The organism is Serratia sp. CY84636, from assembly GCF_052166245.1.
Classification (GTDB): domain Bacteria; phylum Pseudomonadota; class Gammaproteobacteria; order Enterobacterales; family Enterobacteriaceae; genus Serratia; species Serratia nevei.
Map to the genome: position 1 here is coordinate 765,163 of NZ_JBJNOX010000002.1, position 24,260 is coordinate 789,422.

General features: G+C 62.9%; 16 protein-coding genes. 6 read left to right on the forward strand and 10 right to left on the reverse strand.

What is annotated here, in order from left to right; translation table 11 throughout:
• Positions 1-2: 2 nt before the first annotated feature.
• Positions 3-896, reverse strand: coding sequence for a LysR family transcriptional regulator (locus tag ACJ8QI_RS08230; RefSeq protein ID WP_060418861.1), 894 nt, complete (start codon positions 894-896; stop codon positions 3-5).
• Between the two features lie 84 nt (positions 897-980).
• Between ACJ8QI_RS08230 and ACJ8QI_RS08235 the strand changes: the two genes are divergently transcribed.
• On the forward strand, positions 981-1,757 hold the full coding sequence (locus ACJ8QI_RS08235) for an NAD(P)H-dependent oxidoreductase (RefSeq protein ID WP_442532339.1): 777 nt from the start codon (positions 981-983) through the stop codon (positions 1,755-1,757).
• Positions 1,758-1,794: 37 nt separating this feature from the next.
• Here the strand turns inward: ACJ8QI_RS08235 and ACJ8QI_RS08240 are convergent, their stop codons facing one another.
• A complete protein-coding gene (locus ACJ8QI_RS08240; RefSeq protein ID WP_442532340.1) occupies positions 1,795-2,349 on the reverse strand; it encodes an NAD(P)H-dependent oxidoreductase in 555 nt (184 codons plus the stop codon).
• Positions 2,350-2,451: 102 nt separating this feature from the next.
• Here ACJ8QI_RS08240 and ACJ8QI_RS08245 point away from each other — a divergent pair, with 102 nt between their 5' ends.
• On the forward strand, positions 2,452-2,811 hold the full coding sequence (locus ACJ8QI_RS08245) for a winged helix-turn-helix transcriptional regulator (protein WP_308381109.1): 360 nt from the start codon (positions 2,452-2,454) through the stop codon (positions 2,809-2,811).
• A 4-nt stretch (positions 2,812-2,815) separates the two neighbouring features.
• On the opposite strand, the gene entS is transcribed toward ACJ8QI_RS08245, so the two are convergent.
• From entS to fes, 4 genes are read right to left on the reverse strand one after another with little or no spacing between them, the layout of a single operon-like run.
• Entirely contained in the window at positions 2,816-4,099 is a 1,284-nt protein-coding gene (gene entS, locus ACJ8QI_RS08250; RefSeq protein ID WP_197834188.1) for an enterobactin transporter EntS, read from the reverse strand.
• A gap of 60 nt (positions 4,100-4,159) precedes the next feature.
• Positions 4,160-12,670 carry an amino acid adenylation domain-containing protein gene (locus ACJ8QI_RS08255; RefSeq protein WP_442532341.1) on the reverse strand — a complete coding sequence of 2,837 codons (8,511 nt, stop codon included), beginning with the start codon at positions 12,668-12,670 and terminating at the stop codon, positions 4,160-4,162.
• 51 nt (positions 12,671-12,721) lie between these two features.
• On the reverse strand, positions 12,722-12,946 hold the full coding sequence (locus ACJ8QI_RS08260) for an MbtH family protein (protein WP_060447157.1): 225 nt from the start codon (positions 12,944-12,946) through the stop codon (positions 12,722-12,724).
• Between the two features lie 30 nt (positions 12,947-12,976).
• Positions 12,977-14,284, reverse strand: coding sequence for an enterochelin esterase (gene fes / locus ACJ8QI_RS08265; RefSeq protein WP_442532342.1), 1,308 nt, complete (start codon positions 14,282-14,284; stop codon positions 12,977-12,979).
• A 201-nt stretch (positions 14,285-14,485) separates the two neighbouring features.
• On the opposite strand from fes, the gene ACJ8QI_RS08270 reads away from it, so the two are divergent.
• The gene (locus ACJ8QI_RS08270) at positions 14,486-16,675 is read left to right on the forward strand and encodes a TonB-dependent siderophore receptor (protein WP_442532343.1); all 2,190 of its coding nucleotides are present in this window, start codon (positions 14,486-14,488) and stop codon (positions 16,673-16,675) included.
• 50 nt (positions 16,676-16,725) lie between these two features.
• On the opposite strand, the gene ACJ8QI_RS08275 is transcribed toward ACJ8QI_RS08270, so the two are convergent.
• On the reverse strand, positions 16,726-17,346 hold the full coding sequence (locus tag ACJ8QI_RS08275; RefSeq protein WP_060418849.1) for a helix-turn-helix transcriptional regulator: 621 nt from the start codon (positions 17,344-17,346) through the stop codon (positions 16,726-16,728).
• Positions 17,347-17,856: 510 nt separating this feature from the next.
• Between ACJ8QI_RS08275 and ACJ8QI_RS08280 the strand changes: the two genes are divergently transcribed.
• Together ACJ8QI_RS08280 and ACJ8QI_RS08285 are read left to right on the forward strand one after the other, a co-directional pair.
• Positions 17,857-18,204, forward strand: a complete 348-nt coding sequence (locus ACJ8QI_RS08280; protein ID WP_060418847.1) for an antibiotic biosynthesis monooxygenase family protein — start codon at positions 17,857-17,859, stop codon at positions 18,202-18,204.
• Positions 18,205-18,741: 537 nt separating this feature from the next.
• A complete protein-coding gene (locus ACJ8QI_RS08285) occupies positions 18,742-20,016 on the forward strand; it encodes a Glu/Leu/Phe/Val family dehydrogenase (protein ID WP_442532344.1) in 1,275 nt (424 codons plus the stop codon).
• A gap of 39 nt (positions 20,017-20,055) precedes the next feature.
• Here the strand turns inward: ACJ8QI_RS08285 and ACJ8QI_RS08290 are convergent, their stop codons facing one another.
• Positions 20,056-21,594 (reverse strand): long-chain-fatty-acid--CoA ligase, encoded by a 1,539-nt coding sequence (locus ACJ8QI_RS08290; RefSeq protein WP_442532345.1) that lies wholly within the window; start codon positions 21,592-21,594, stop codon positions 20,056-20,058.
• Positions 21,595-21,729: 135 nt separating this feature from the next.
• Between ACJ8QI_RS08290 and ACJ8QI_RS08295 the strand changes: the two genes are divergently transcribed.
• The gene (locus ACJ8QI_RS08295) at positions 21,730-22,299 is read left to right on the forward strand and encodes a DJ-1/PfpI family protein (RefSeq protein WP_004937978.1); all 570 of its coding nucleotides are present in this window, start codon (positions 21,730-21,732) and stop codon (positions 22,297-22,299) included.
• 7 nt (positions 22,300-22,306) lie between these two features.
• Here the strand turns inward: ACJ8QI_RS08295 and ACJ8QI_RS08300 are convergent, their stop codons facing one another.
• Together ACJ8QI_RS08300 and ACJ8QI_RS08305 are read right to left on the reverse strand one after the other, a co-directional pair.
• Positions 22,307-22,660: a DUF1493 family protein gene (locus ACJ8QI_RS08300; protein WP_049200624.1), complete on the reverse strand. Its 354-nt coding sequence runs from the start codon at positions 22,658-22,660 to the stop codon at positions 22,307-22,309.
• A 157-nt stretch (positions 22,661-22,817) separates the two neighbouring features.
• Positions 22,818-24,260, reverse strand: coding sequence for an efflux transporter outer membrane subunit (locus tag ACJ8QI_RS08305; protein ID WP_060418841.1), 1,443 nt, complete (start codon positions 24,258-24,260; stop codon positions 22,818-22,820).

Sequence of the window (24,260 nt, forward strand, 5' to 3'; positions counted from 1 at the left end):
GCTCACACTGAACGCACGATATGTTCGCGCAGCCACCGGTGAGCGGGATCCCGGTGCGATCGTTCGTGCCACAGCATGGTCATTTCAAAGCCCGGCACCGCCAGCGGCGGCTCGAGCCGTTGTAATAAAGGCTGGTTGCGCACCAGCCGCTCCGGCAGCATCGCCACCAAATCGGACTGCGTCAGCACCGAGATAACGAACAGAAAATGTGGCACGGAAAGCACCACCCGCCGCGTCAGCCCCACGTCCGCCAACGCCCTGTCGGTCATGCCATAGAACCCGCCGCCGTCCGGCGAGACCATCACCTGCTCCAATTGGCAAAATTGCGCCGGCGTCAGCCTGGCATGCAGCTTGGGGTGGCCGACCCGGCCCACCAGCACATAGCGTTCGCTAAACAGCGTGCGCTGCCGCAGGCCGGATGGCGCACCTTCTCGGGTATGAAACGCCAGGTCGATTTCCCCTTGCTCCGCCCGTTTGGCGAGGCGCGCCGGGGCGATCTCCAACACCGCCAGCCGGGTGCCGGGCGCCGCCGTGCGTAAACCGTTCAGCGCCGGCAGCACGATGGTGGATTCGCCGTAGTCAAAGGCGGCCACGCGCCAGGTATCGGTCGCCACGGCGGGATCGAACGGCGTCGCCGGCGTCACCGCCAACTCGAGCGCTGCCAATGCCTGACGTAACGGTTCCCGCAGCTGTTCCGCTCTGGCGGTCGGACGCATGCCGCGCGGGCCGGGCAACAGCAGCGGATCGTCAAAGATCGCCCGCAGTTTGGCGAGATGCACGCTGACCGCCGGCTGGGAGAAATTGAGCCGCTGTGCCGCGCGCGTGACGTTGTGCTCTGCCAGCAGCGCGTCGAGCGTCACCAGCAGGTTGAGATCCAGCCGCCTTAAATTATTCATAGTTATACCTGGGATAACGGTAATTCATTTCTAATATACCGACTAACACCCTAACCTGCAGCTCTCACACCAAGGAGAGCTGTTATGAATGTGCTGATTGTTTACGCCCACCCGGAGCCGCTGTCGCTGACCGGCTCACTGAAAAACTTCGCCGTTGAACGCCTGACGCAGGCCGGCCATCAGGTACAGGTGTCCGACCTGTACGCCATGAAGTGGAAAGCGGCGCTCGACGCTGACGACAGTCTGGAAGGCCCGGCAACGGCTCGTTTCGATCCTTCGCTGGATTCGCAGCGCGCGTTCGCCAACGGCAGACAGAGCGCCGATATCGAACGGGAGCAGCAAAAATTGCGCTGGGCGGACGCGGTGCTGCTGCAGTTTCCGCTGTGGTGGTTCTCGATGCCGGCGATCCTCAAAGGCTGGGTAGAGCGTGTCTATGCCTATGGTTTTGCCTACGGCGTGGGTGAGCATTCCGACACCCATTGGGGTGACCGTTACGGCGAGGGGACGCTGGCGGGCAAACGGGCGATGCTGATCGTCACCGCCGGCGGCTGGGAGTCTCATTACGCCCCGCGCGGCATCAACGGGCCGATCGACGATATCCTGTTCCCGATCCAGCACGGCATGCTGCACTACCCAGGCTTCGAGGTGCTGCCGCCGTTCGTCACCTACCGCGCCGGCAAAACCGATGAAGCACGCTTTGCCGCCCTGTGCGAACAGCTCGGGCAGCGGCTGGATAATCTGTGGAACGCCGAGCCAATCCGCTTTCGGCGGCAGAACGCCGGTGACTATCTGATCCCGCAGCTGACGCTGAAAGCGCATCTCGCGCCGGGGCAAGACGGTTTCGGCGTTCACATCGAGTAGCCGGATGCGCACGCTCTGGCGCATCCGGGGCGTGCCCTTAATTCAGGGCGGCGAGAAATGCCTGGTAGCCTTGCGCGCTGCGATCCAACTCGTGGGATTGCAGCGGTTCCACCGTCCCGTCCGACGCGGCCTCCTTGCCGTAAAAGGCGAAGAACGAGGCATAGTCGGCCCGCACGTAGCCGGCGGTGACTTCAAACGGCCGGAAGATTTCCTCCAGCGAGTAGCGATAGCGCCCGTCGCGCGCATAGTCTTCTGCACGCACCCCCGCCGTCACCGCCAGCGCCAGCTTCTTGTTTTGCATCTTGTAGCCGCTGCGGGAACCGTAGGCCCAGCCGTAGGTGAGCACGTCATCCAGCCATTTTTTCAGCAGCGGCGGGCTGCTGAACCAGAAAATCGGGAATTGCAGCACGATGTTGTCATGCGCTTCAATCAGCTGTTGTTCCCTCGCGACGTCGATCCGCCAGTCCGGATAGGCCTGATGCAATTCATGCACCGTATACCGCTCCGGATAGCGCCGCAGTTCCTCCAGCCAACGTTTGTTGACCACCGAGTTCGCCATATCGGGATGGGCCACGACCACCAAGGTTTTCATACTGATTTCTCCAGTCAGGTGTTTCGACGCATCTTAGGGTATGCTGGAAGAATGTAAAATACGCACACTCACGACACATACTTACCCCGGAGAAAGTATAAAATGACCGCCGAATCCCGCTGCAGCCCAACGGGCATCAGCCTCGAAGACACCGGATATGGCTACACCCTGTCGGTGATCAACGGCAAATATAAAATGATTATTCTCTACTGGCTGGCGCTGTATAAGCCGGTATTGCGGTTCAACGAACTGCAGCGTTGCATCGGCATCATTTCGTACAAAACGCTGAGTTCGACGCTGAAAGAGCTGGAAAAAGACCGCCTGGTGGTGAGAAAGGAGTATCCGCAGATCCCACCCAAGGTGGAGTACAGCCTGTCCGAGCGCGGACGTTCGCTGATCCCGGTGATCGACATGATGTGTAACTGGGGAGAACAGCACCGGCCGGAGCAGCCGGTGCCCTGAGGGGTTAGTTGTCCGCCGCCGCTGAGGTTGCCGGAGCGGGATCATCGTGCTCGACCAACGTGTCCGCCGGCCGGCACTGGCGCAGCGTCCGTACGCTGAAGGCCACCAGCACGCCCAACAAGGCGGCGAACGCGCCAAACGACAGCACGCTCATCAACGGTGTAAATACCCTGCCCAGCACCCCGAGCCCCAGCGCGCCGATCGAATCACCGGTCACGTCCTGCGCGGTACCCAGGCTGTTCACCCGCCCCAGCAGATGATCCGGCGTGTTGCTCTGGATCAGCATGAACTGCAGAAGTGAGGCGATAGCGTTGGCGTAGCCGTAGCACACCAGCGCCAGCAGCGCCGGCGCCAGGTGGCTGAACAGCCCCAGTGACGCGATGGCGGTGAACGCGACGATAGCGGCGACCAGGATCAGCACGCCGGGTCGAGAGAAACGCCCCACCCAGCCGCTGGTCAACGCGCCCAGCATCGCACCGAGCGGCACCGCGGAGTACATCAGGCCAATTGAGGACGCGCCGACGTGGTAAGCGTCCTGCGCCAGCGCCGGAAACAACACCCTGACGGCGCCGACGATGCTCATCAGCATCCCCAGCAGCACCACCGAACCCACCACTTTATTGCGCCAGACAAACTGGAAGCCGCTGGCGAGCGCGCGCAGCGGATGTTCCGGCTCCTGCTGCTGCGGCAACAGCGTCGGCAAGCGCACCAGCGGGACCAGGGTGCCCAGCGTCCCTGCCGCCGCGACGGCAAACGCCAGCCCCACGCCGCCGAACACGATGATAATCCCGCCCAGCGCCGGCGCGAGGATCGCGCCGATGCGCACCGTCACCATGCTCAAGGCCCCCGCCGCCGCCAGGTTTTCACGCCCGACCAGCAGCGGGATCACCGCCATCAGCGCCGTCATGCCCAGCGCGCCGAAAAAGCCGTCCCAGGCCGCCAGCAGGTAGAGCGCCCACAACGATGGTGCCGGGGCGAAGGCGTTCAGACTCAGGGCGACAAAGCCCAGCCCGCAGGTGCCGCGCGCAAACAGGATCAGCTTGCGGCGATCGTAGCGATCGGCAAGCACCCCGCCCAGCATCAGGCCGATAAACATGCCCACCCCGTCCAGCGCCACCGCCACGCCCACCTGCAAGGTGGAGCCAGTCATCGCCTGGATCTGAATTGGCACCCCTACCGCCAACATGCCGAGGGAAAACACCGACAGCATGCGGGCGCAGAAAATCGCGCGGAAATGTGCATTGCTTCTCAGCAAACTGAAATCAAGAAAAAAAGAAGGTCTGGCCATAGTGTCCTGCATGTCATGTTTTAGTGCGGGCCGGGACGCACGCCCCCCGGCCCGGTTGCGTTATACCAAGCCGTATTGCCGCGTCAGCAGCGAATGCAACAGCGGCCCAAGCGTCTCCAGCGAGGCCGGCGACAGAATGTCCGCGTGTTCGCAGCGCTGATGATGGCAGATCAACCCATCCAGATACGGCGCCCACACGGCGTTGATGTCCATCTCCGGCGGCAGCGTCTGGTCGGCGACAAACAGCGTCGCCGTGCCGTGGAAACGCCGGCTGCGCGCCTGGGACAGAATGCGCACCGCATCGCGGTAGTTGGCGACGATGCTGTCGAACATCGCCGCCTTCTCCGCCATCAGCGCCGGATCGCCATGATCTTCCGCCATAAACTCGGCCTGTTCCTGCGCCACCTCTTTCTGCGCGTCTTCCTCGCTGGGGCCGGTCCAATCCTGACCTTCCGGCGGATAGGTATCCAGCATGCCGAGGAATGCCACCTCTTCGCCCTGCTGCTGCAGGCGCGCGGCCATCGAGTGCGCCAGCGTGCCGCCGAGCGAGTAGCCGAGCAGGTAGTAAGGCCCCTGCGGCTGCAGGCGGCGCAGATGGGCGAGATGACGATCGACCATCTGCTCGATATCCTCGCAGGTGGCGATAGCGCCATCCGGTCTTGGCGACTGCAGGCCGATGATCGGGTAGTTCCCCGGCAGATAACGGCTCAGCCCCGAGTACTGCCAGGCGAAACCGGAAGCCGGATGCAGGCAGAACAGCGCCGGGCCTTGACCGGCCCGCAGCTGCAGGCATTCGCCGACGCCACGGCTCTCGGCCGAGTTGGCGGCCTGCGCGTCATCGAGCAGGTGCGCCATCTTCTCCAGGCTGCGGGCGAACATGATCTGCCCGACGCTCAACGGCCGCGGGACGCGCCGGCGCAGCTCTGCCGCCAGACGCATCGCCAGCAGCGAATGGCCGCCCAGCGCGAAGAAGTCGTCGTCGGCATACACCGTCTCGCGCCCCAGCAGTTCCCCGAACAGCGCCGCCAGTAGGCGCTCGCTGTCGCTCTGCGGCGCACGCCCGGCTTGCAGGGCCAGCTGCGGCCGTGGCAACGCTTTGCGATCCAGTTTGCCGCTGGCGCTGAGCGGGAAGCTGTCGGTCATGACATAGCTGACCGGCATCATGTGCGCCGGCAAACGTGCCTCCAGCGCCTGATGCAGCACGGCGGTATCCAGCGTCACGCCCGGTTGGGCGATCAGCCAGGCGACCAGCTGCCGCATATCGGCGCCGCCCAGCCCCGTCGCGCCCTCGCCCAGTTCGATGGCGTGCACCGCCGCTTGCGCTACTCCCGGCTGTGCCAGCAGCGCCTGTTCGATTTCGCCCAGCTCGATACGCTGGCCACGGATCTTCAGCTGATCGTCGCTGCGTCCCAAATACTCGACGCTGCCGTCTTCCAGCCAGCGGGCGATATCGCCGGTGCGATACATGCGCGCCCCGTTGCCGGCGGGATCGGCGACAAACCGCTGCGCCGTCAACCCCGGCCGATGCAGATAGCCATCGGCCAGCTGAATGCCGCGCAGGTAGAGATCGCCGGCGCAGCCGACGGGTACCGGCCGCAGCATGGCGTCGAGAATGCTCAGTTGGGTGTTCCAGACCGGTTTGCCGATCGGCACGCCGGCGCCGTTCACCGCCGCCAATGCCGCGCCGGACGCCGGTTGATAGGTGACATCGACCGCCGCCTCCGTCGGGCCATACAGGTTATGCAGCGGCGCCGTGACCAACGCCTGATAGCGGGAAGCCAGTTCGCACGACAGCGCTTCGCCGCTGCAGAACACGCGTTTCAGGCTGGCGGCGGCGCGCTGTGGCGCCCGTTCGTTCAAGGCCTCTACCCAGATAGCCAACATGGACGGAACGAAATGCAGCGTGGTCACGCCATAGTCGTCGATCAACGTCGTCAGCGCCTGCGGATCGCGGTGCGCCTCCGGCGGCGCCATCACCAGGCGCGCGCCGACCATCAGCGGCCAGAAGAATTCCCAGACGGAAACGTCGAAGCTGCACGGCGTTTTCTGCAATACCACGTCCTGCGCATCGAGCGCATACTCGTGCTGCATCCAGAACAGGCGGTTGACGATCGCCCGGTGGTTCACCACCACGCCTTTCGGCCGCCCGGTAGAGCCTGAGGTATACAGCACATAGGCGGGATAATCGCCGTTCCCCGCCGGTGGGCGCGGCGCCGGTTCGCGCCCGCTGTCATCCAGCGCATCGAACAGCAGCGTCGGCGCCAGCGCGGCGAAGCGGGCGTCCAACGCGCTTTCGGTGATAATCAGCCGCGGCTTGGCGTCCTCCACCATGTAGCCCAGCCGCTCGTCCGGGTAGCCGGTGTCCAGCGGCAACCAGGCGGCGCCGGTCTGCACAATCGCCGTCAGCGCCAGGCTGAGGCGCACGGAGCGTGGCAACGCCACCGCGACGATATCGCCTGGCTGAATGCCGGCCGCCGTCAGCCGCTCGGCCAACAGCGCGGCCTGGCGCTGCATGTCACGGTAGCTGAGGCTGTGCCCGGCATCCTGCAGCGCGATGCGTTCCGGCGTGCGCCGCGCTTGATCGGCGATCGCCTGATGCAAGGTGGTGTCCGCCACCGCCTGCCCGGTGCGGTTGACCGCCGCGATCAGCGCCTGCTCCTGCGGGGTTTGCAACTGCCAGCGCGGCAGCGGCAGATCCGGCTGGGCGATCCACTGTTGCAGCAGCGCCATCAGCCGCGCGGCGAAGCGCTCAGGCTGCGGCACCGAGGCGCGGTACTCCATCAGCAGACGCAGACGTTCGCCCGGCAGCACCAGCAGCGTCAGCGGATAGTGGGTATAGCCTTTGTTGCGGATGGCGTCGCAGCGCAGCGCCCCTGCGCCGCCCAGCAGGGCGTCGTTGTCCGGGTAGTTTTCTACCACCAACAACGTATCGAACAGCGTGCCCGCCCCGGCCAGGTGCTGGATCTCCCCCAACCCCAAATCGTCGTGCTCCAGCAGTTCAATCTGCCGGTGCTGCAGTTCGGTCAACTGATCCGTCAACGAACGGTCATGCTGCAGACGAACCCGCACCGGCAGCGTGTTGCTGAACAGGCCAACATGCTCCTCAACCCCTTCTATCTGGCCAAAGCGGCCGGAAACCGGCGAGCCGAACACCACGTCCTGATGGCCGCAACAGCTGGCCAGCTGCAGCGCCCAAATGCCCTGCATCACGGTATTGAGCGTCAACCCGCGTTCGCGGCACAGGGTCAGCAAACGCTTCTCCTCGGCCGGCGGCAGCGTCATTTCCAGCTCATGCACGCGATCGTCCTGCGTTTCACCGAACAGCAACGTCGGGCGCACATCCTGCAGCGTCTCGCGCCAGAGGCGGCGTGAGGCTTCGGCATCGCGCGCGGCCAGGCGGCACACGATATCGGCGTAGTTCGAACGCAGCGGCGGCAGCGCCTGCTCGCCTTCACGCAAGGCCAGCATCAGATCGTTGAGCACCACCGGCGTCGACCAGCCGTCGACGATCAGGTGGTGCGCGTTAAGGAACAACGTGTAGCGTTCGCTATCGCCGTGTTTGACCCGCAGCGCATGCAACATTGCGCCCGGCTGGTTGAACAGATCGCGCTGCAGTTCCTGCTGCTCCAATTGATTCAGCGCCTGCGCTTCTTGTTCGGCGGACAGCGGCGGCAGCCTGTGGCTGTCCAGCGGCCAATGGCTTTCCTGCGGTATCAGCTGCAGCGGTTCGCCTTCGCGGTTGAATCGGGCGGCCAGCTGCGGATGGCGGCGGATCACCGCATCCAGCGCCTGCTGAAGGTGATGCGCGTCCAATTCTCCGCAGAGACTCAGGCGCGTCAGCGAGTTATAGCTGCCGCCCTGCTGCGCCGTCTGTGCATGGAACAGCAGGCCGTGTTGCAACGGCAACAGCGGCAGGGCTGCGGTTAACGGCCCATACGCCCGTTCCCAGGCGCGCACCGTCTCATCGTCAACGTTCGGCTGGGCGATCTCGGCCGCTACCAACGTCGCCGCCGCGCGATCGGGATGCCGTTCGGCAAATTCGCACAGTGCACGCACCGCTTGCTCGATGCCGCTGTGCAGCTGCGCAATGTCGCTCTCGCTGAAAATCCCCTCCAGCCAGCTCCAGTTGATCGCCAGGCACGCGCCGTCGCGCCGCTCTTCGACAAAGATATTCACCTCCAGGCCATACGACAGCGCCTGCTGTGCATCCTGCGCCACGGCGAAGGCGTCGCGGAAGCGGGTTTGGCTGCGTTGCGGCACCCAGTTCCCCTCGTCCTGGCTGAAGCGCCCGAGGTAGTTGAACAAGATCTCCGGCGCATTGCGCTGCGCCAGCGCCGCCAGTTCGTCACGCTGCGGGTGCAGATAACGCAGCTGGCCGTAACCGACGCCGCGATCGGCCACCGCACGCGTCGCCCGTTTCACCGCACGCACGGCCTCATTGTGTTCGGCGTCATGCAGTTCGATGCACAGCGGATACTCCGCCGTCAGCCAGCCGACGGTGCGGGCCAGATCGAGGCCGTCGTCCAGTTCGGCGCGGCCGTGCGACTCCAGAGAGAAACGCAGCGAGGCGGCCTGGAAACGGCGGCGGCAGGCCTGAGCCAGCGCGCACAGCATGATCTCTTCAACCTGCGCGCGGTATCCCTGCGGCAAGGTGCCGAGCAGCGCGGCGGTCAGCCGGCTGTCGATCAGCGTGCGCCGTTCGCTCACCGAGGCGATGCGATCGGTCTGCGGATCCAGCGCGCGCCGCCCCAAACGCGGCACCTCGTCCGCCAGCATCTGCCGCCAGAACGGCAGCTCGGCTTCGCGGCGTTCGACGTCGGCCCGTAAACGCGCGGACCACTCATAGAGCGAGGTTTCTTCCGGCGGCAGCGTGATCGGCTGCCCCTGCATGGCGCCGTCGGCCACTTGACGCAGTTCGTCGAGCAGGATGCGCCAGGAAACGCCGTCGACCACCAGGTGGTGGATCGCCAGCACCAGCCCCAGGCTCTGCCCGTCACGCTGCAACAGGATGGCCTGCATCATGGTGCCGGCCGCCGGATCGAGAAGGTCAAGTGCGGCATCAAATGCCTGTTCCGCCGCTAATTCCAGCTCACCGGACACGGTATTAACCTGCATCAGTTCACCGGCGGCGGCAGTTTCAACCACCAACTGACCGTCGCGGATCCGCGCGCCCAACGCCGGGTGTGCCGTGCGCAGTTGTTCCAACGCATCACGCAGCTGTTGCGGCTGCAGCTCGGCAGGTACGCGCAGGAAAACGCCGTGCGCGAAGCGGCGATGCATATCGCCCGTATCGGCAAACCAGTGCAGGATCGGCAGCCCGTCGATCGGGCCTTGCTGCACGCTGCGTGCAGCCTGAGAGTCTACGACCAGCGGCTGCATCGCCTGCGCCATGCGTGCGGGGGTGTGCAGCGCGAAGATCTCGCGCGGCCGCAGCAGATAGCCTTTGCGCCGCAGGGCGGTGCCCAACCCCATCGCCGAGATGCTGTCGCCGCCGAGCGCGAAGAAATCGTCGTCGGCGCCGACGCGCTCCATCCCCAGCAGCTGCGCCATGGCGCCGCAAATCAGCCTTTCCTGTTCGGTGGCCGGCTCGCGAATGCTTTGCGCCAGCGTTTCCTGCGGTTTGGGCAGCGCCTGACGGTCAATCTTGCCGTTGACGTTAAGCGGCAGCTCCGGCATCACCACCAGGATCGCCGGCACCATATAATCCGGCAGACGCTGCGCCAATTGCCCCAGCAGCTCGCTTTGCAACGTTGGCGAAGCGCGACGCGCGTCATCCTGCACCGAGCAGTAACCGATCAAACGATAGGTGGCGCCGATCGGCTCGGCGATCACCACCGCCCGCCCCACGTCCGGCAAGGCGGCCAAGGCGCTTTCCACCTCACCCAGCTCGACGCGGAAGCCGCGCACCTTGATTTGGTGATCGGTACGGCCAATGAATACCAGCTGACCCTCAGCGCTCCAGCGCATCAGATCGCCGCTGCGGTACATCACCTCGCCTTCGGCGAACGGGTTGGCGACAAAGCGCGCCGCCGTCAGATCCGGGCGCCGCAGGTAACCGCGCGCGATGCCTTTGCCGGAAATGTACAGCTCGCCCGCCGCGCCGATCGGCACCGGCTGCAGGCGGCTGTCGAGCAGCCAGACGGCGGTATTGGCGAGGGGGCGACCGATCACCGGCTGATCGGCGGCCGTGACCGGCGCGCCCAGGGTATCGACGGTATATTCGGACGGGCCGTAATAGTTGTGGATCTCCACCTCCGGATGCTGCTGCATCAGGTTCCACAGCGTCGGCGTCGCCGCCTCACCGCCGATCATCACAAACGCCGGCAGCGGGAACTGCCCCTTCAGCAGGCCGCAGTCCACTAGTTGCGAGAAGAATGACGGCGTGATGTCCAGCAGATCGATCGGCGTCTGTTGGGTTTGTTCCAGCAGCGCCCAGGGGTCGCGGCGCAGCTCCTCGTCGAAGATAACCAGTTCGCTGCCCATCATCATGCAGAACAGCGGTTCCCAGGAGGAGTCGAAAGAAAACGAGGCGGTATGGCCGGCGCGCAAGCGGCGCGCGTGGCGAGCCTGGAATTTTTCGATCGCCGGGCCGAACAGAGAGGCCTGGTGCGACAGGAACAGGTTCAGCAGCCCGCGATGCGTGGACATGACGCCCTTGGGTTTGCCGGTCGAGCCGGAGGTGTAAATCATGTAGGCGAGATGCGCCTCGCTCAGCGGCATGCGCCGCTCGTCGTCCGTTATCGGCGTGGCCTCGGCAGCCGCGCAGCGCGCCAGGCACGCTGCGTCGTCCAGGCACAATACCTGTGGCAGGTCCGGCATGTTGGTCAGCGTGGCGCGGTGGGTCAGCAACATTACCGGCCGCGCGTCGTCGCACATCAGCGCCAAACGTTCACGCGGATAGTCCAGATCGAGCGGCATATAGGCCGCGCCGCTGGCCAGAACGCCGAACAGCGCGACCAGCGTGTCCACCGAGCGCGGAATGCCGATGGCCACCACGTCTTCGGCGCCGATGCCGCTGTCGATCAGCACTCGCCCCAGCTGCATCACCCGTTCGGAGAGCTGCCGGTAGCTGAGACGCACATCGCCGCAGGCCACCGCTAACGCCTCGGGCTGGTGCTCAACCTGGCGCTGGAACGCGTCCATGATTGACACCATGCCCGTTGGCGGCGTCAGATCGGCGCCGCGTCCCCAGGCCGCGAGTTGCTTTAGCTCCCCTTCGCCGATCAGCGCCAGTTGACCGTTCGGCTGGTGTGGCTGTCGCGCCAACTGCTGCAGCCAATGGCCGATGCGCTCCGCGTGATGATGCAAGCTGCGCGGCGAGTATTTGGCCGGGTTGGCCACCAAAGACAGCGTCAGCACGCCGCTTCGAAAACCGATCTCAAACTCCAGGTCATCAACCGGCCCCATCGCCAGCGTATGGGTAACGGCCGCCTGGCCGTCGAACGACAAGGCGCTGTGGTAGACCTTGACGTTGACCACTGGGCCATAGAGTTCCTGATGACCGCCGACCAGGCCGAGATCGCGTTTGATCTGCTCCGCCTCATAGCGTTGATGGCGGCGCGCCTGCTTGATCTCCGCCACGACGGCCTGGCAGACGTCCGCCAGCGACAGTTCCGGCGTCACGTTCAGCAGCAGCGGCAGCACGTTGACCACCGGGCCGACCGCCGCCAGCGCCTGCGACCCCATCCGGCGCATGAAAGGAAAACCGACTGAAAAACGGGTTTCACCGCTCATGCGCGCCAGATACATCGCCAGCGCCGCCGTGACGATGTCGGCCGGTTGCAGCGCCTGCAGCACGTCGTCGCGCAGCGCTTCGTCAAACAGTGACTCCGGCAGCACCAGCACCTGTTTGAGCGGCCGGGCGCCCGGTTCAACCTCCCGGCTTTCCGTCGATAATGACAGCGGCGACGGCAGTTCGTGCAGATGCTGGCGCCAGAATTCGGCCGCCCGCTGGCGTGCGGCGGACGTTTGCCATTGCTGAAACTCTTCCACCACCTTGCCGAACGGGGTAAACGGCGAAGCCGCGGGCGACAGCCCGTGGCGCAGCGCGCGATAGATATCGGCGATCCGGCGGGTGATGGCCTCGAAACTGAAGCCGTCCAGGATCAGATGATGAAAGCGCTGGTACCAGAACCAGCGATCGGCACCGACACGGATCATCACATGCCGATAGAGCGGCCGCTCGCCGTCCGCGGGCAGATCCTGCGCCAGATCGTCATTCATCAGCGCCAGCGCCGCCTGTTCGGCATCTGGGCGCGCGCTGAAATCAAACCATTCCGGCGCCTGTACGCGTGCGGGGTCCGCATTAAGCGGTAAACGTTGCATTGGCTGGCCGTCCTGCGCCTCAAAAAACCGCGCCTGAACCGTATCCGCTTCCGCCAGCCCCTGGCGAATCGCGCGCTCCAGCGCCGAACGATCGATAGCGCCGTGCAATTCGGTGTAGTGCGCCACGGCGAAGCTGTTGCGGCGCAGCGCGATTTGGTCGGCAATCCAGATCCCCGGTTGCGCCGCAACCAGCGGATATTCCCGATACTCGACCTGAGTATCCGGCAAAGAAAGCGTTTCTGACATGGTGTCTGTCCTTTTCCTCAAACGGAATGTATCGATGTGGCTGCCTGGCGATTAACGCGCCGCATCCGCCGCTTTCAGCGCCGCCGGCCGCATGTCCTGCCAGTGCGTTTCGATGTAGTCGATGCATTCACCGCGCGACGCCGGCCCCATCAACACGCGCCATCCCGGCGGCGTATCGGCAAACTGCGGCCACAGCGAATACTGTTGCTGCTCGTTGACCAATACGGAGAAACGGAGATTTTCGTCATCGAACGGGTTTTGTTGTTCCTGAGTCATTTGCCTTACCTGTCTGTCAAAATGTGTGGGTTATTCCATCCCGGAAAGCAGTTGGCGCACGCCGTCCACCAGACCGCCGCGCCAGCAGAGCGCATCGTGCCCGCCGGAAAACACGCGGTAATCGACGCGGTGCCCGGCCGCCGTCAGCGCCTGATGCATCTGGCGATTGACGAATTCGATGTCCGCCTCCCGATCGCCGGCTTGCTGAATCACGGTGAGCGTGGGCGCCGCCGCGTCGCGTTGCCGAACCTGGCGTATCAGCCAGCCTTCCTCCAGTTCGTGGCGTTTTTCGAACTGGGTAACGAATTGCACCGTGGGCCACCAGAAGGAGCCGGACTGGCTCAGCACGCGGCCGAAGCGTTCCGGCCAGTGCACACCGGCATATAACGCCGCCAGCCCGCCGTAGCTTTGGCCGGCGACGACGGTGCGCGCCCCTTCCTCACTGAACGCTTCGCGCTTCTGCGCCTGCGGCAGCAGCTCTTCGATGATTGCCTGCCAGAAGGCGGCGTTGCAGGGCAGCTCGTTTTCCCGGTGTTCACCGTCGATCGCATCGATCAGCAGCCAGCACGCAGGCGGCAGCCGCCCTTTTGCGGTTTCGTGCTCGATCACCGGCAACAGCGCGTGCCTTTCGACCCAGTTTTGGCCATCGAGCAGCAGCACCAGCGGGCGATTCGCTTTCACCCCCGCGTCGCCGCTGGCATACAGCCAGACGCGCCGCTGCGTGCCGAGCCGTTCGCTCTGCCACTGGAAAAGCTGCAGCCGCGCCTCCTCCAGCGGCCGATCGGCGGCCTGCCAGGCGCTTTGATCGTCAGCATCCGGCCCTTGCGCCAGAGAGATGGGCCGCGGGCGATGAGACGGCCCCAGCGATATACGATTCAGCGGATCGGCGATGGCCAACGGGAACAGCGATACCCACCAGGTACGCTGTTGGCGATCGCGCAACGTTTCGTCGCCGCTGAAGACGGGGGGAAGATCCCGGTCGGTAATGGGGATCAGGCTGTAGCTGCCGCGCCAGCGGCGATCGATAACGGCCGCGCCGTACCAAACGTCGGTGCCGGGGAGCCGGGTCAGGCTGCTGGGGGACGTGCTGTGGTGATCGGTAATGCCGTTGATATCGGCGTAAACGCGGCATATCGGCGAGTGCCGTTCATCGCCGGCGGGATCGCGCCACAGCCAGGTCATTTTGACGTGGCTGTCATCGTGCGGTTCGACCACGGGTGTGCCGTGAGCGGCAACCTTCTGCCACCACGCGGATTGCCCCGCCGTCTCTTCACGCAGCCATTGCGCCGCCAATCCCTCACGGTCGTTGTCTGGCCTCTTTTCCGGCAAAAACTCCATAGCGCCCCTTACATAACAAGAATGTCTTTTACAAAACCTGACAATCGTATTGATACTCATTATCATTTTCAATACTATTTGTCGGATTTTTACCGTCGTGCAAACACGACGTCTCCGCGCCGACGGGTGAAGACCGCTTGCCGGCATTTCGGGGTTTATCAGGGTGGCATGACACACAAAAGCAGGTATTCAGGAGAGATAATGAAGATTAAAAACAAAGGGATAGCAAACGGAAGTGCGGAGGCGATGTCCGCCAAGCGTCTGTTGCTGGGATCGGCGCTGGCCTTATTGCCCTTGGCGCAACACGCGTCTGCGGCAGCGGACGAAACGATTTTGGTGACCGCCGACGCGCAAAACAGCGTGACCGCACCGGTTAAAGGGATCGTCGCCAAAGAGAGCGCTGCCGGCACCAAAACCGCCACCCCTCTGCGCAAGACGCCGCAGTCCATCTCGGTGGTCACGCGCGAGCAGATGAACGATCAGGAGCCGGCGTCGGTTGCCGACGCGCTGAACTACACCAGCGGGGTGATCACCACCTACCGCGGCAACTCCAACCGCAATGACGAAGTGATCAGCCGCGGCTTCCGCTATGCGCCCAAGCTGCTCGACGGTCTGCACTTTGGCCTTTCGAGCCAAAACGGCGGCGCCGGGCAGATCGATCCCTGGTTGCTGGAGCGCGTGGAGATGGTGCACGGCCCGGCCGGCGTGCTGTACGGCCAGGTCAGCCCCGGCGGCGTGGTGGTGATGACCAGTAAACGCCCTACCGCCCAGAGCATTCACGAAGTCAAATTCAGCACCGGCAACCGCCATCTGGCGGAAACGGCGTTCGATTTCGGCGGCAAGCTCAACGACGACAATACCCTGTTCTACCGCCTGAACGGCATCGCCAGAACCGAACATGAGTTTGTCAAAGACAGCAAGCAGCAACGGGTGGCCATCGCGCCGGCCTTCACCTGGCTGCCGAACGAAGACACCAGTTTTACGCTGCTGACCAGCTACCAGAACGATCCGAAAGCCGGATCGCGCAACTTCCTGCCGCGCGCCGGCACGCTGTTCCCGACCAGCGCGGGCTATGTGCCTTACGACTTCAACATCAGCGAACCCAGCTTCAACAAGTCGCGGCGCGAGCAGGCGTCGATCGGCTACAGCCTCGAGCATAACTTCAGCGATGCGCTGTCGTTCACCCAGAACCTGCGCTTCACCCACCGCGATGAAGACTATAAATATCTGGTTTATAACGTAAACTCGAAGGTCAACGACCATACCGTCACCCGCATGGCGCAGCATGAAACGCAGATGACCAACGAGTTTGGCGTGGATAACCAGCTTAAGGGGTTGTTCGACACCGGCGAGGTGAAGCACACGGTGCTGGGCGGGCTGGATTACCGCTACAGCCATAGCGATTATAAAATGTACCGCGATCGCGGCAACGACTACCCGATCGACTGGGCCAACCCGGTTCGCCCCAGCATCGATGGCAGCACGCTGGCGCTGGCTTCCAGCGATTTGAAGACGCTGAATCAGGTCGGGGTGTATCTGCAGGACCAGCTGGAGTGGAATAACTGGAACCTGCTGCTGTCCGGCCGTCAGGACTGGTCGCAGGTCAACACCCGCGATCGCACCAGCGGCGGTAAAGAGCAGACCTACAACGATGCCCAGTTTACCGGCCGCGCGGGCCTGCTTTACGCCTTCGACAACGGCATTTCACCGTATGTCAGCTACAGCACCTCGTTCGATCCTAACCTGTACCCGAGCGCGCCGGGCGCCGATCCGCTCAAGCCGACCACCGGCAAACAAACCGAGGTGGGCGTGAAGTACCAGATCCCGGGCGGCAACACCCTGCTGACCCTCTCCTGGTTCGACATTACCCAGCGCAATGTGGCGTCCTATAACCGCCTCACCTCCGCCTACGAGCAGATTGGTGAGGTGAAATCCAAAGGGATTGAGGCGGAAGTGCACGCTCAGCCGACGCCGGAGATCAAGCTGACCGCCGCCTATACCTACACCGACGTAGTGACCAAAGACTCCAACTCGGCGGACGAAATCGGCCACAGCCCGGCGGGCATCCCGCGCCACGCGGCGTCCGCCTGGGGCAGCTACAGCTTCCTGAGCGGCGCGCTGAACGGCCTGACCGTCGGCAGCGGCGTGCGTTACATCGGCGATGCGCCGGCCGACGCCATCGGCCAGTACGATGTGCCGCACTACACGCTGTACGACGCCATGGTGAAATATGACCTCGGCCAGGCTTCGTCGGCGCTGCGCGGTGCAGCGCTTCAGCTCAACGTACAGAACCTGACGGACAAGAAATACGTTTCATCCTGCAGCGGCGAGTACGCCTGCTTCTACGGCAGCGGCCGCAGCATCATCGCTTCGATCAACTACCGCTGGTAACAAAAATGGGCGGCCAGCGCCGCCCATTTCTTCCGCCTTTCCCGCCGCCTTTACTCCTGCTTTAGCTCTCGCAAATGCTTGTACACCGTGGCGCGCCCCATCGACAGCACGTTGGCGATGTAGTCCGCGGCGCTTTTGGCCTTGAACGCCCCCTGATGATAGAGATCGCTGACCAGCCGCCGTTTCTGTTCGCGGCTCAATGCACCGAGCGCGGCGTTTTCGCGCCGCAGCCAGTCGTGTAGGAAGGTGTTGATCTTCTCCTGCCAGTCATCTTTGAACAGCGCTTGCGGCTGCGGCTGCAGCCGGGTGACCGACAGGAACATGTCAAGCGCGTTGCGGGCGTCCTCGAACATCGCGGTGCTCAGGTTGATGCACAGCAGATAGCTGGGCTTGCCCTGCTCGTCGCGCGCGGCGATGCTCACCGAGCGCATCTTTTTGCCGTCCCAGTTCAGCTTCTCATAGGGGCCGGTCACGCCGGCGCCGCCGGCGAGCTCGAAGTCGTCCAGCCCGGCGTCGTCACCCGGTTTGCGCTTCGACAGGTTGTTCGCCAGATAAGCAATCTTGTTGGTGGCCAGATCGTGGATCACCACTTCCGCATTCGGGAAAAACAGCGCCGCGATGCCGTCGGCGACCGAGCGCAAAAGTTCGAGTTGAGAAGAAGAGTTCGGCACGCTGGGGGTCTCCGTATAGCCCGGTTTGGTTTGCTGTTCAGCCGCTTAGCATACCGCAGTTGCCACCGCTTGCCGAGCGGATGGCGTTTGCGCCCCCTGCGCCGACGGCGGCGCTGCAAACGCCCTTAGTGTTCACATCCGGGATCAGAATTGGCCATTGCCGGTCGTCGGAAAAATACCCCCGCCAGGCGAAAGAGGAAAGGGAAATATTTAAAGTCACTTTATTCACATGCCGTTTTGTTATTTAAAGGCCGCACCTTTGCCAATGAAATTAATCCCCCCCCTTTATTTAATTATTCACTTCATGCCGATCGCGAATTGATTAGCGGACTCCTTTATCCAAGAAAAATCCCATTAAAATCATCATCTTTTACATAAAGAAAAACGCCAATTCGGACTATTCCTAACTATTTCCTTCTGGCATCGAGAATAAATTTAACTTGCAGTACGGCAATAAGGATGCAGCTTAATTTGAGTTGTATAAGCAATTTAATTTAAAGGACTTTTACTATGAACCATGAATCCAGGGCGGACTGTTCCGCCAACGGCTACATTATTGAAGTTTCAAGTTTTAAACTGCCGGCCTCACTCAGCCCTGAAGCGTTTGCCGTATTGGACAAGCGTGTAGAAGAGGAATTTATCTCAAACCAGAACGGGTTCATTTCGCGTGACTCAGGCATCAGCGTAGACAATGAACCTCGCTGGGTGAACATTGTAAAATGGGAGACGCTGTTGGATGCGGATGAAAACATCTACCAATTTACGCGGGCTTCCGCGCCGGCGTCCGTCAAAGAATATCTGGCGAGTATCGGCGCTGAGCCGGTGGAATTAAAACGCTATCAGCATACCGGCGCGTAATGCGTGCCGGATGACCACGCCACGGCGGCGCGGTCTTCTTTAACGCTGACTGGCAAAACCTGAACGGGTGGCCGCTCGCTGTCACCCGTCCGTTTCAGGTGAGCACAGTTTCAGACCCTCTCCGCTGCCGTAACACATTAAAACAATCCCGAATCCGGCTCCTCTTCGCCCACGCAAAACGTGGCGGCAGACGGCGTTTTAACAGGATTTTAACGCTGCCGAGGGGAAAAGCCATTGTCAACATAGCAGTTAAATAAAATGAAACTTTTTGATCACATTCAAGCTTCTGAAAAATAGATAAAAAGGGTTTTTATGCGCTTTATATGCATAAAGTATGCATGCACACGCTCAGCGTCGATGAAAAGTAATTAACTATTCATTTGCGGCCCTGCAGGCGGCGAAAAACCGTCCGCTGGCCCGATGAGAGGGGGGCTAACAACCGGCATAATTAGTGGTAAATTTAGCGTCGCAAAGTGTTATGCGCTTGCTAATCCACGGTTAAACGAAATAAATACCTCTAATATATAAAGGTTGGTTATGGAAAAGCTATCCTACGCTTCAGACAGCAGCACCACCGCTTGGGCTACATATCTGCAACAAATCGATCGCGTCGCCCCTTACCTCGGCGAGCTGTCACGCTGGGTTGATACGCTGCGTCACCCTAAGCGCGCTTTGATTGTCGATATCCCGCTGCAGATGGACGATGGCACCATCCGTCACTTCGAAGGTTTCCGCGTACAGCACAACCTGTCGCGTGGGCCGGGCAAAGGCGGTATCCGCTTCCACCCTGACGTCGATCTGAACGAAGTGATGGCCCTGTCCGCCTGGATGACCATCAAGTGTGCCGCGGTCAACCTGCCGTACGGCGGCGCCAAGGGCGGCATCCGCGTCGACCCGTTCAAACTGTCTGAAGGTGAACTGGAGCGACTGACCCGCCGCTACACCAGCGAAATCGGCTTCATCATCGGGCCACAGAAAGACATTCCTGCGCCGGACGTCGGCACCAACGCCAAAGTGATGGCCTGGATGATGGACACCTACTCCATGAACCACGGCACCACCATCACCGGCGTGGTCACCGGCAAACCAATCCACCTCGGCGGCTCCCTGGGCCGTGAGAAAGCGACCGGCCGCGGCGTGTTCGTCACCGGCAGCGAAGTGGCCAAGCGTCTGGGCGTGCAGATCGAAGGCGCCAAAGTGGCGGTACAAGGCTTCGGTAACGTGGGCAGCGAAGCGGCTCGCCTGTTCGTTGGCGTCGGCGCGCGCGTCGTCACCATCCAGGACCACTCCGCCACCCTGTTCAACGCCAACGGCATCGACCTGACCGCGCTGACCGAATACCAGGCCAAGCATAAGCAGATCGCCGGCTTCCCTGGCGCCAACGAGATCGAAAGCGAAGCGTTCTGGTCGGTCGACATGGACATCCTGATCCCTGCGGCGCTGGAAGGCCAAATCACCCGTCAGCGCGCCGAAATCCTCAGCGCCAAGCTGGTGCTGGAAGGCGCTAACGGCCCAACCTTCCCAGAAGCGGACGACATTCTGCGTTCCCGTAACATCACCGTGGTCCCGGACGTTATCTGTAACGCCGGCGGCGTAACGGTCAGTTACTTCGAGTGGGTGCAGGACATGGCGAGCTACTTCTGGAGCGAGTCCGAGATCAACGAGCGTATGGACAAGATCATGACCGACGCCATGGTCCACGTCTGGAACAAGGCGGCCGAGAAAGAGTGCAGCCTGCGCACCGCGGCTTACATCGTGGCCTGTGAGCGCATCCTGACCGCACGTAAAGAGCGCGGCATCTACCCAGGTTGATGCCCGTATCCCGGCCTGCCCCGGCAGGCCGGATTTTCCTCAGCGCAAACAGCGCTTCAACACCTTACCGGTACTGGTCATCGGCAAACGCTCGACGAACTCGACGATACGCGGATACTTGTACGCCGCTAGCCGCTCCCGGCTCCAGGCGATCAGCGTTTCCTCCTCGATCGGCTCTTCCGTTTCTTTCAATACCACCACCGCTTTGATCTCTTCGCCCAGCGACGGGTGCTCGACGCCGATCACCGCCACCAACGACACCGCCGGATGGCGAATCAGCGCCTCTTCAATCTCGCGCGGATAGACGTTGAACCCGCCGCGGATGATCATGTCCTTGGCCCGATCGACGATGAAATAGAAGCCGTCGGCATCGCGACGCGCCAGGTCACCGGTGCGGAACCAGCCGTTTTCCAGCACCTCTGCCGTCGCCTCAGGGCGGTTCAGATAGCCTTTCATGATGTTGTAACCGCGCACCGCGATCTCCCCGACCTGGTCGATGCCGTCGACCGGCTGACCGGTGGCGTCGAGCAGGCGCACCTCCACGCCCCAGATCGGTTGGCCGATGGTGCCGGGTTTGGTTACCCGATGGGGATGGTTAAAGGTGGCGACCGGGCTGGTCTCCGACAGCCCATACCCTTCGAGAATGTTGACGCCGAAGCGGCGCGAGAAATCCTCCAGGATCTGCACCGGCAGGCTGGCGCCGCCGGACACCGCCATACGCAGCGTGCTGCGCAAGCGCTCGATATCCGTATGCTCATCCAGTGCATTCAACAGCGCCCAATACATGGTCGGCACCCCGGCGAAAAAGGTGATGCCGTGCCGTTGCATCAGCGCGATGGCCTGCGCGGCGTCGAAGCGTTCGACCAGCACCAGAGTGGCGGCGGAAGCGAAACCGGCGTTCATCTGCACCGTCGAACCAAAAGTGTGGAATAGCGGCAAGGTCACCAGGTGACGATCGGGGGCCGTCTCCGAACCGTCGAACAGCCGCACCGATCCCAAGGCGTTGAGCACCAGATTGGCGTGAGTCAACTCCGCCCCTTTGGCGCGGCCGGTGGTGCCGCTGGTATACAACACTACTGCGGTGTCGCTTTCGATCGTCGTCGCCGAAGCGAATTCGGTAGCCTGCTCGGCTATCGCCGCGCTGAAACGTTCCCCCTCGAGCGGCAACCGATCGCCGATGATAAACACCTCACGGCACTGCTCCGCCTTCGCCGCCGCCCGCAGCGCTTCCTCCCCCAGCGGCAGGCCGCTGCTGCCCTCGAAACAAAACAGCGCCACCGCCGCCGAATCCGCCAGGTAATAGTCGAACTCTGCGCTTTTAAGCAGAATATTCAGCGGCACCACCACAGCGCCGCTTTTGAGAATGCCGTAATAGATAGCCGGAAACTCCGGCCGGTTCGGGCAGGCCAGCGCCACCCGTTCACCGGGCCGCACGCCGCGCGCGGCCAACAAATTCGCCACCCGATTGGCCATTTCGTTAAGCGCCCGATAGCTGAGCGGGTTGTCGTCCTGTATCACCGCCGGCCGCTCCGGCCAGGTGCGCGCACTCTCTTCAAGCAAGGTAGCCAGATTCAGCATCGGGGATCCTCCCTGGGGTTGAGCGGCGAGAAAAGCGCCGCAGTATCACGAGTATAGATAGGCGCTTTGCGGTTCGCATTCCCAGGGGCGCTGGGCTATACCTTAGGCAATCCCTATCCCGCAGGAGTTGTGATCATGAGCAAGAAAAAGATCCTGATGCTGGTCGGCGACTACGCCGAAGATTACGAAACCATGGTGCCGTTTCAGGCATTGCAGATGATCGGCCATTGGGTGGACGCCGTGTGCCCCGGCAAAGCCGTCGGCGATTACATCCAAACCGCAATCCACGACTTTGACGGGGCGCAGACCTACAGCGAGAAACCCGGCCACCGTTTTACCTTAAATGCCGACTTCGCCGCCGCCAAAGAAGAGCACTACGATGCGCTCTTGATCCCCGGTGGCCGGGCGCCGGAATACCTGCGTCTGAACCCCGACGTGATCGCGCTGGTGCAGGCGTTTGACGCCGCGAAAAAACCGATCGCCGCCGTTTGCCACGGCCCGCAGCTGCTGGCGGCGGCCGGGGTGTTGAAAGGCCGCACCTGCAGCGCCTACCCGGCCTGCGCGCCGGAAGTGCGGCTGGGCGGCGGCCATTATGCGGAGATCGGCATCGATCAGGCGCACGTCGACGGCAATCTGGTCACCGCCCCGGCCTGGCCGGCGCATCCGCAGTGGCTGGCGAAGTTCGCCGAGGTGTTGGAGCAGTAACGCAGCGCTAGCGGAGCTGTTCGATCAGGAAGTGGATGTCGTACAGCCAGCGCTTGGCGCGCGCGGAACGCACCAGCATCGACACGCACAGCGGCCGGGGATGCTCTTTGCACGCGGAGGGGGAAAACCAGCGTCCGGTGTTGGTCGGCGGCTGGAAATACAGTTCGTGGTTGTAGTTGCCGCTGTCGACGCCGAAGGTATCGAAGTAGCGGCGCATCAGCGTATTGGAATCGCTGAACGACAGGTTGAGCGCGGTGTTGATCTCGGTTTCCGGGGTGATGGCCACGCCCTTCTTCAGCCGCCCTGATGCGTTGAAGGCGGCGATAAGCGCGATGACCTGTTGCTGAATGTCTTCTGCCATGACGACCTCGAGCCGGTATGAGTAAAAGATGAATGCGGTTCTCTGTCTGACTCTGCTCACCGCGGCGAGTTCTGGCCGCCGGCCGGGTTTTCTGTTTCTTTACACTTTCCATAAAAAAACCGCGCGCAGCCAAATGCCTGGCGCGCGCAGTCGACGGTTAGCGGCTGAGCGTCGCCTTGTCGGCGAGGACGCCATCCCCCTGCCGCTCGGCGGTAACGCCGCCGCCCAACACTTTATACAGGGTGGCCTGATTGTCGTACGCGGTCTGCTGCGCGGCGATCAGCGCCTGTTGCGCCGTGTACAGCGTGCGCTGCGCGTCCAGCAGCGTCAGGTAGCTGTCCACGCCCTGGCGGTAACGCAGCTCGGCCAGGCGATAATATTGCTGCGCCGCCGCCACATAGCCGGTTTGCGCCGCCAGCTGTTCCTGCAGCGTGGCTTTGCGCGCCAGCGCGTCGGCGGTTTCCTGAAATGCCGTCTGCACCGCTTTCTCATAGGTGGCGACATAAAGGTCTTTCTGCGCCTGGGTGTAGTTGAGCTGAGCCGTATTATAGCCGCCGCTGAAGATCGGCAGGCTGATGCTCGGTGCGAACGACCAGACGCCGGCGCCGTGGCTGAACAACGAGGAGAGTTCACCGCTGCCCACGCCGCCGCTGGCGGTCAGGCTGATCGACGGGAAGAACGCCGCCCGCGCCGAGCCGATATTGGCGTTAGCAGATTTCAGGTTATGCTCGGCCTGCAGCACGTCCGGCCGCTTCAGCAACACTTGCGAAGAGACGCCGGCCGGCAGATCGCGCATGATCCCGCCCAGCGCCTCGATGCCGCTCGGCAGCAGGTTTTCCGGCACGCTTTGCCCTACCGCCAAATCCAGCGCGTTTTTCGCCTGCGCGGCGCTGGTGGCGTAGCTGGCGGCGTCCGATCGCGCCTGCTGATAGACGGTTTCCGCCGACGCCACGTCAACTAGCGACGCAATCCCGTGCTGCTGATTGTTGCGCGTGACGTCCAGCGACCGTTTGGCGCTCGCCATCGTCTGCTGCGCCACCGCCAGATTGCTGCGCTCGGCCGCCACCGCCACCCAGTCGGTGACGATATCGGCGATCAGCGTCAGACGGGTGCTTTTCGCCGCCTCCGAGTTCGCCAGATAGGTTTCGAACGCCGCGCGCGACAGGCTGGCGTTCTTGCCGAACAGATCCCACTCGAATGCGCTGACGCCGGCCGCGGCTTCGTAGCTTTGGCTCAGCGCGGTGGCGTTGCCGCTGCCAGTCAGCGCCCGCCCGCGGCTGCCGTCGGCGGTGGCATTGATTGTCGGGAACAGCGCCGAACGCTGCTCGCCGTACAGGGCGCGCGCCGACGCGATATTGGCGATCGCCTCCCGCAGATCGCGGCTGCTGTTCAGCCCCAGCGCCACCACCTGGCGCAGCCGGGCGTCCTGGACATAGTCGCGCCAGGCGACGTCCGGGTAGCTCAGCGCCTGGTTGCCGCCGGCCTCGCCCTGCGGCAGGTTGGCGGGCACCGGCGCCGCCGGGCGCTGGTAGTGCGGATCCAGCGACAGACAGCCGGTCAGCAGCAGCGGTAAAGTTAACATCATGACTCGTTGCAACAC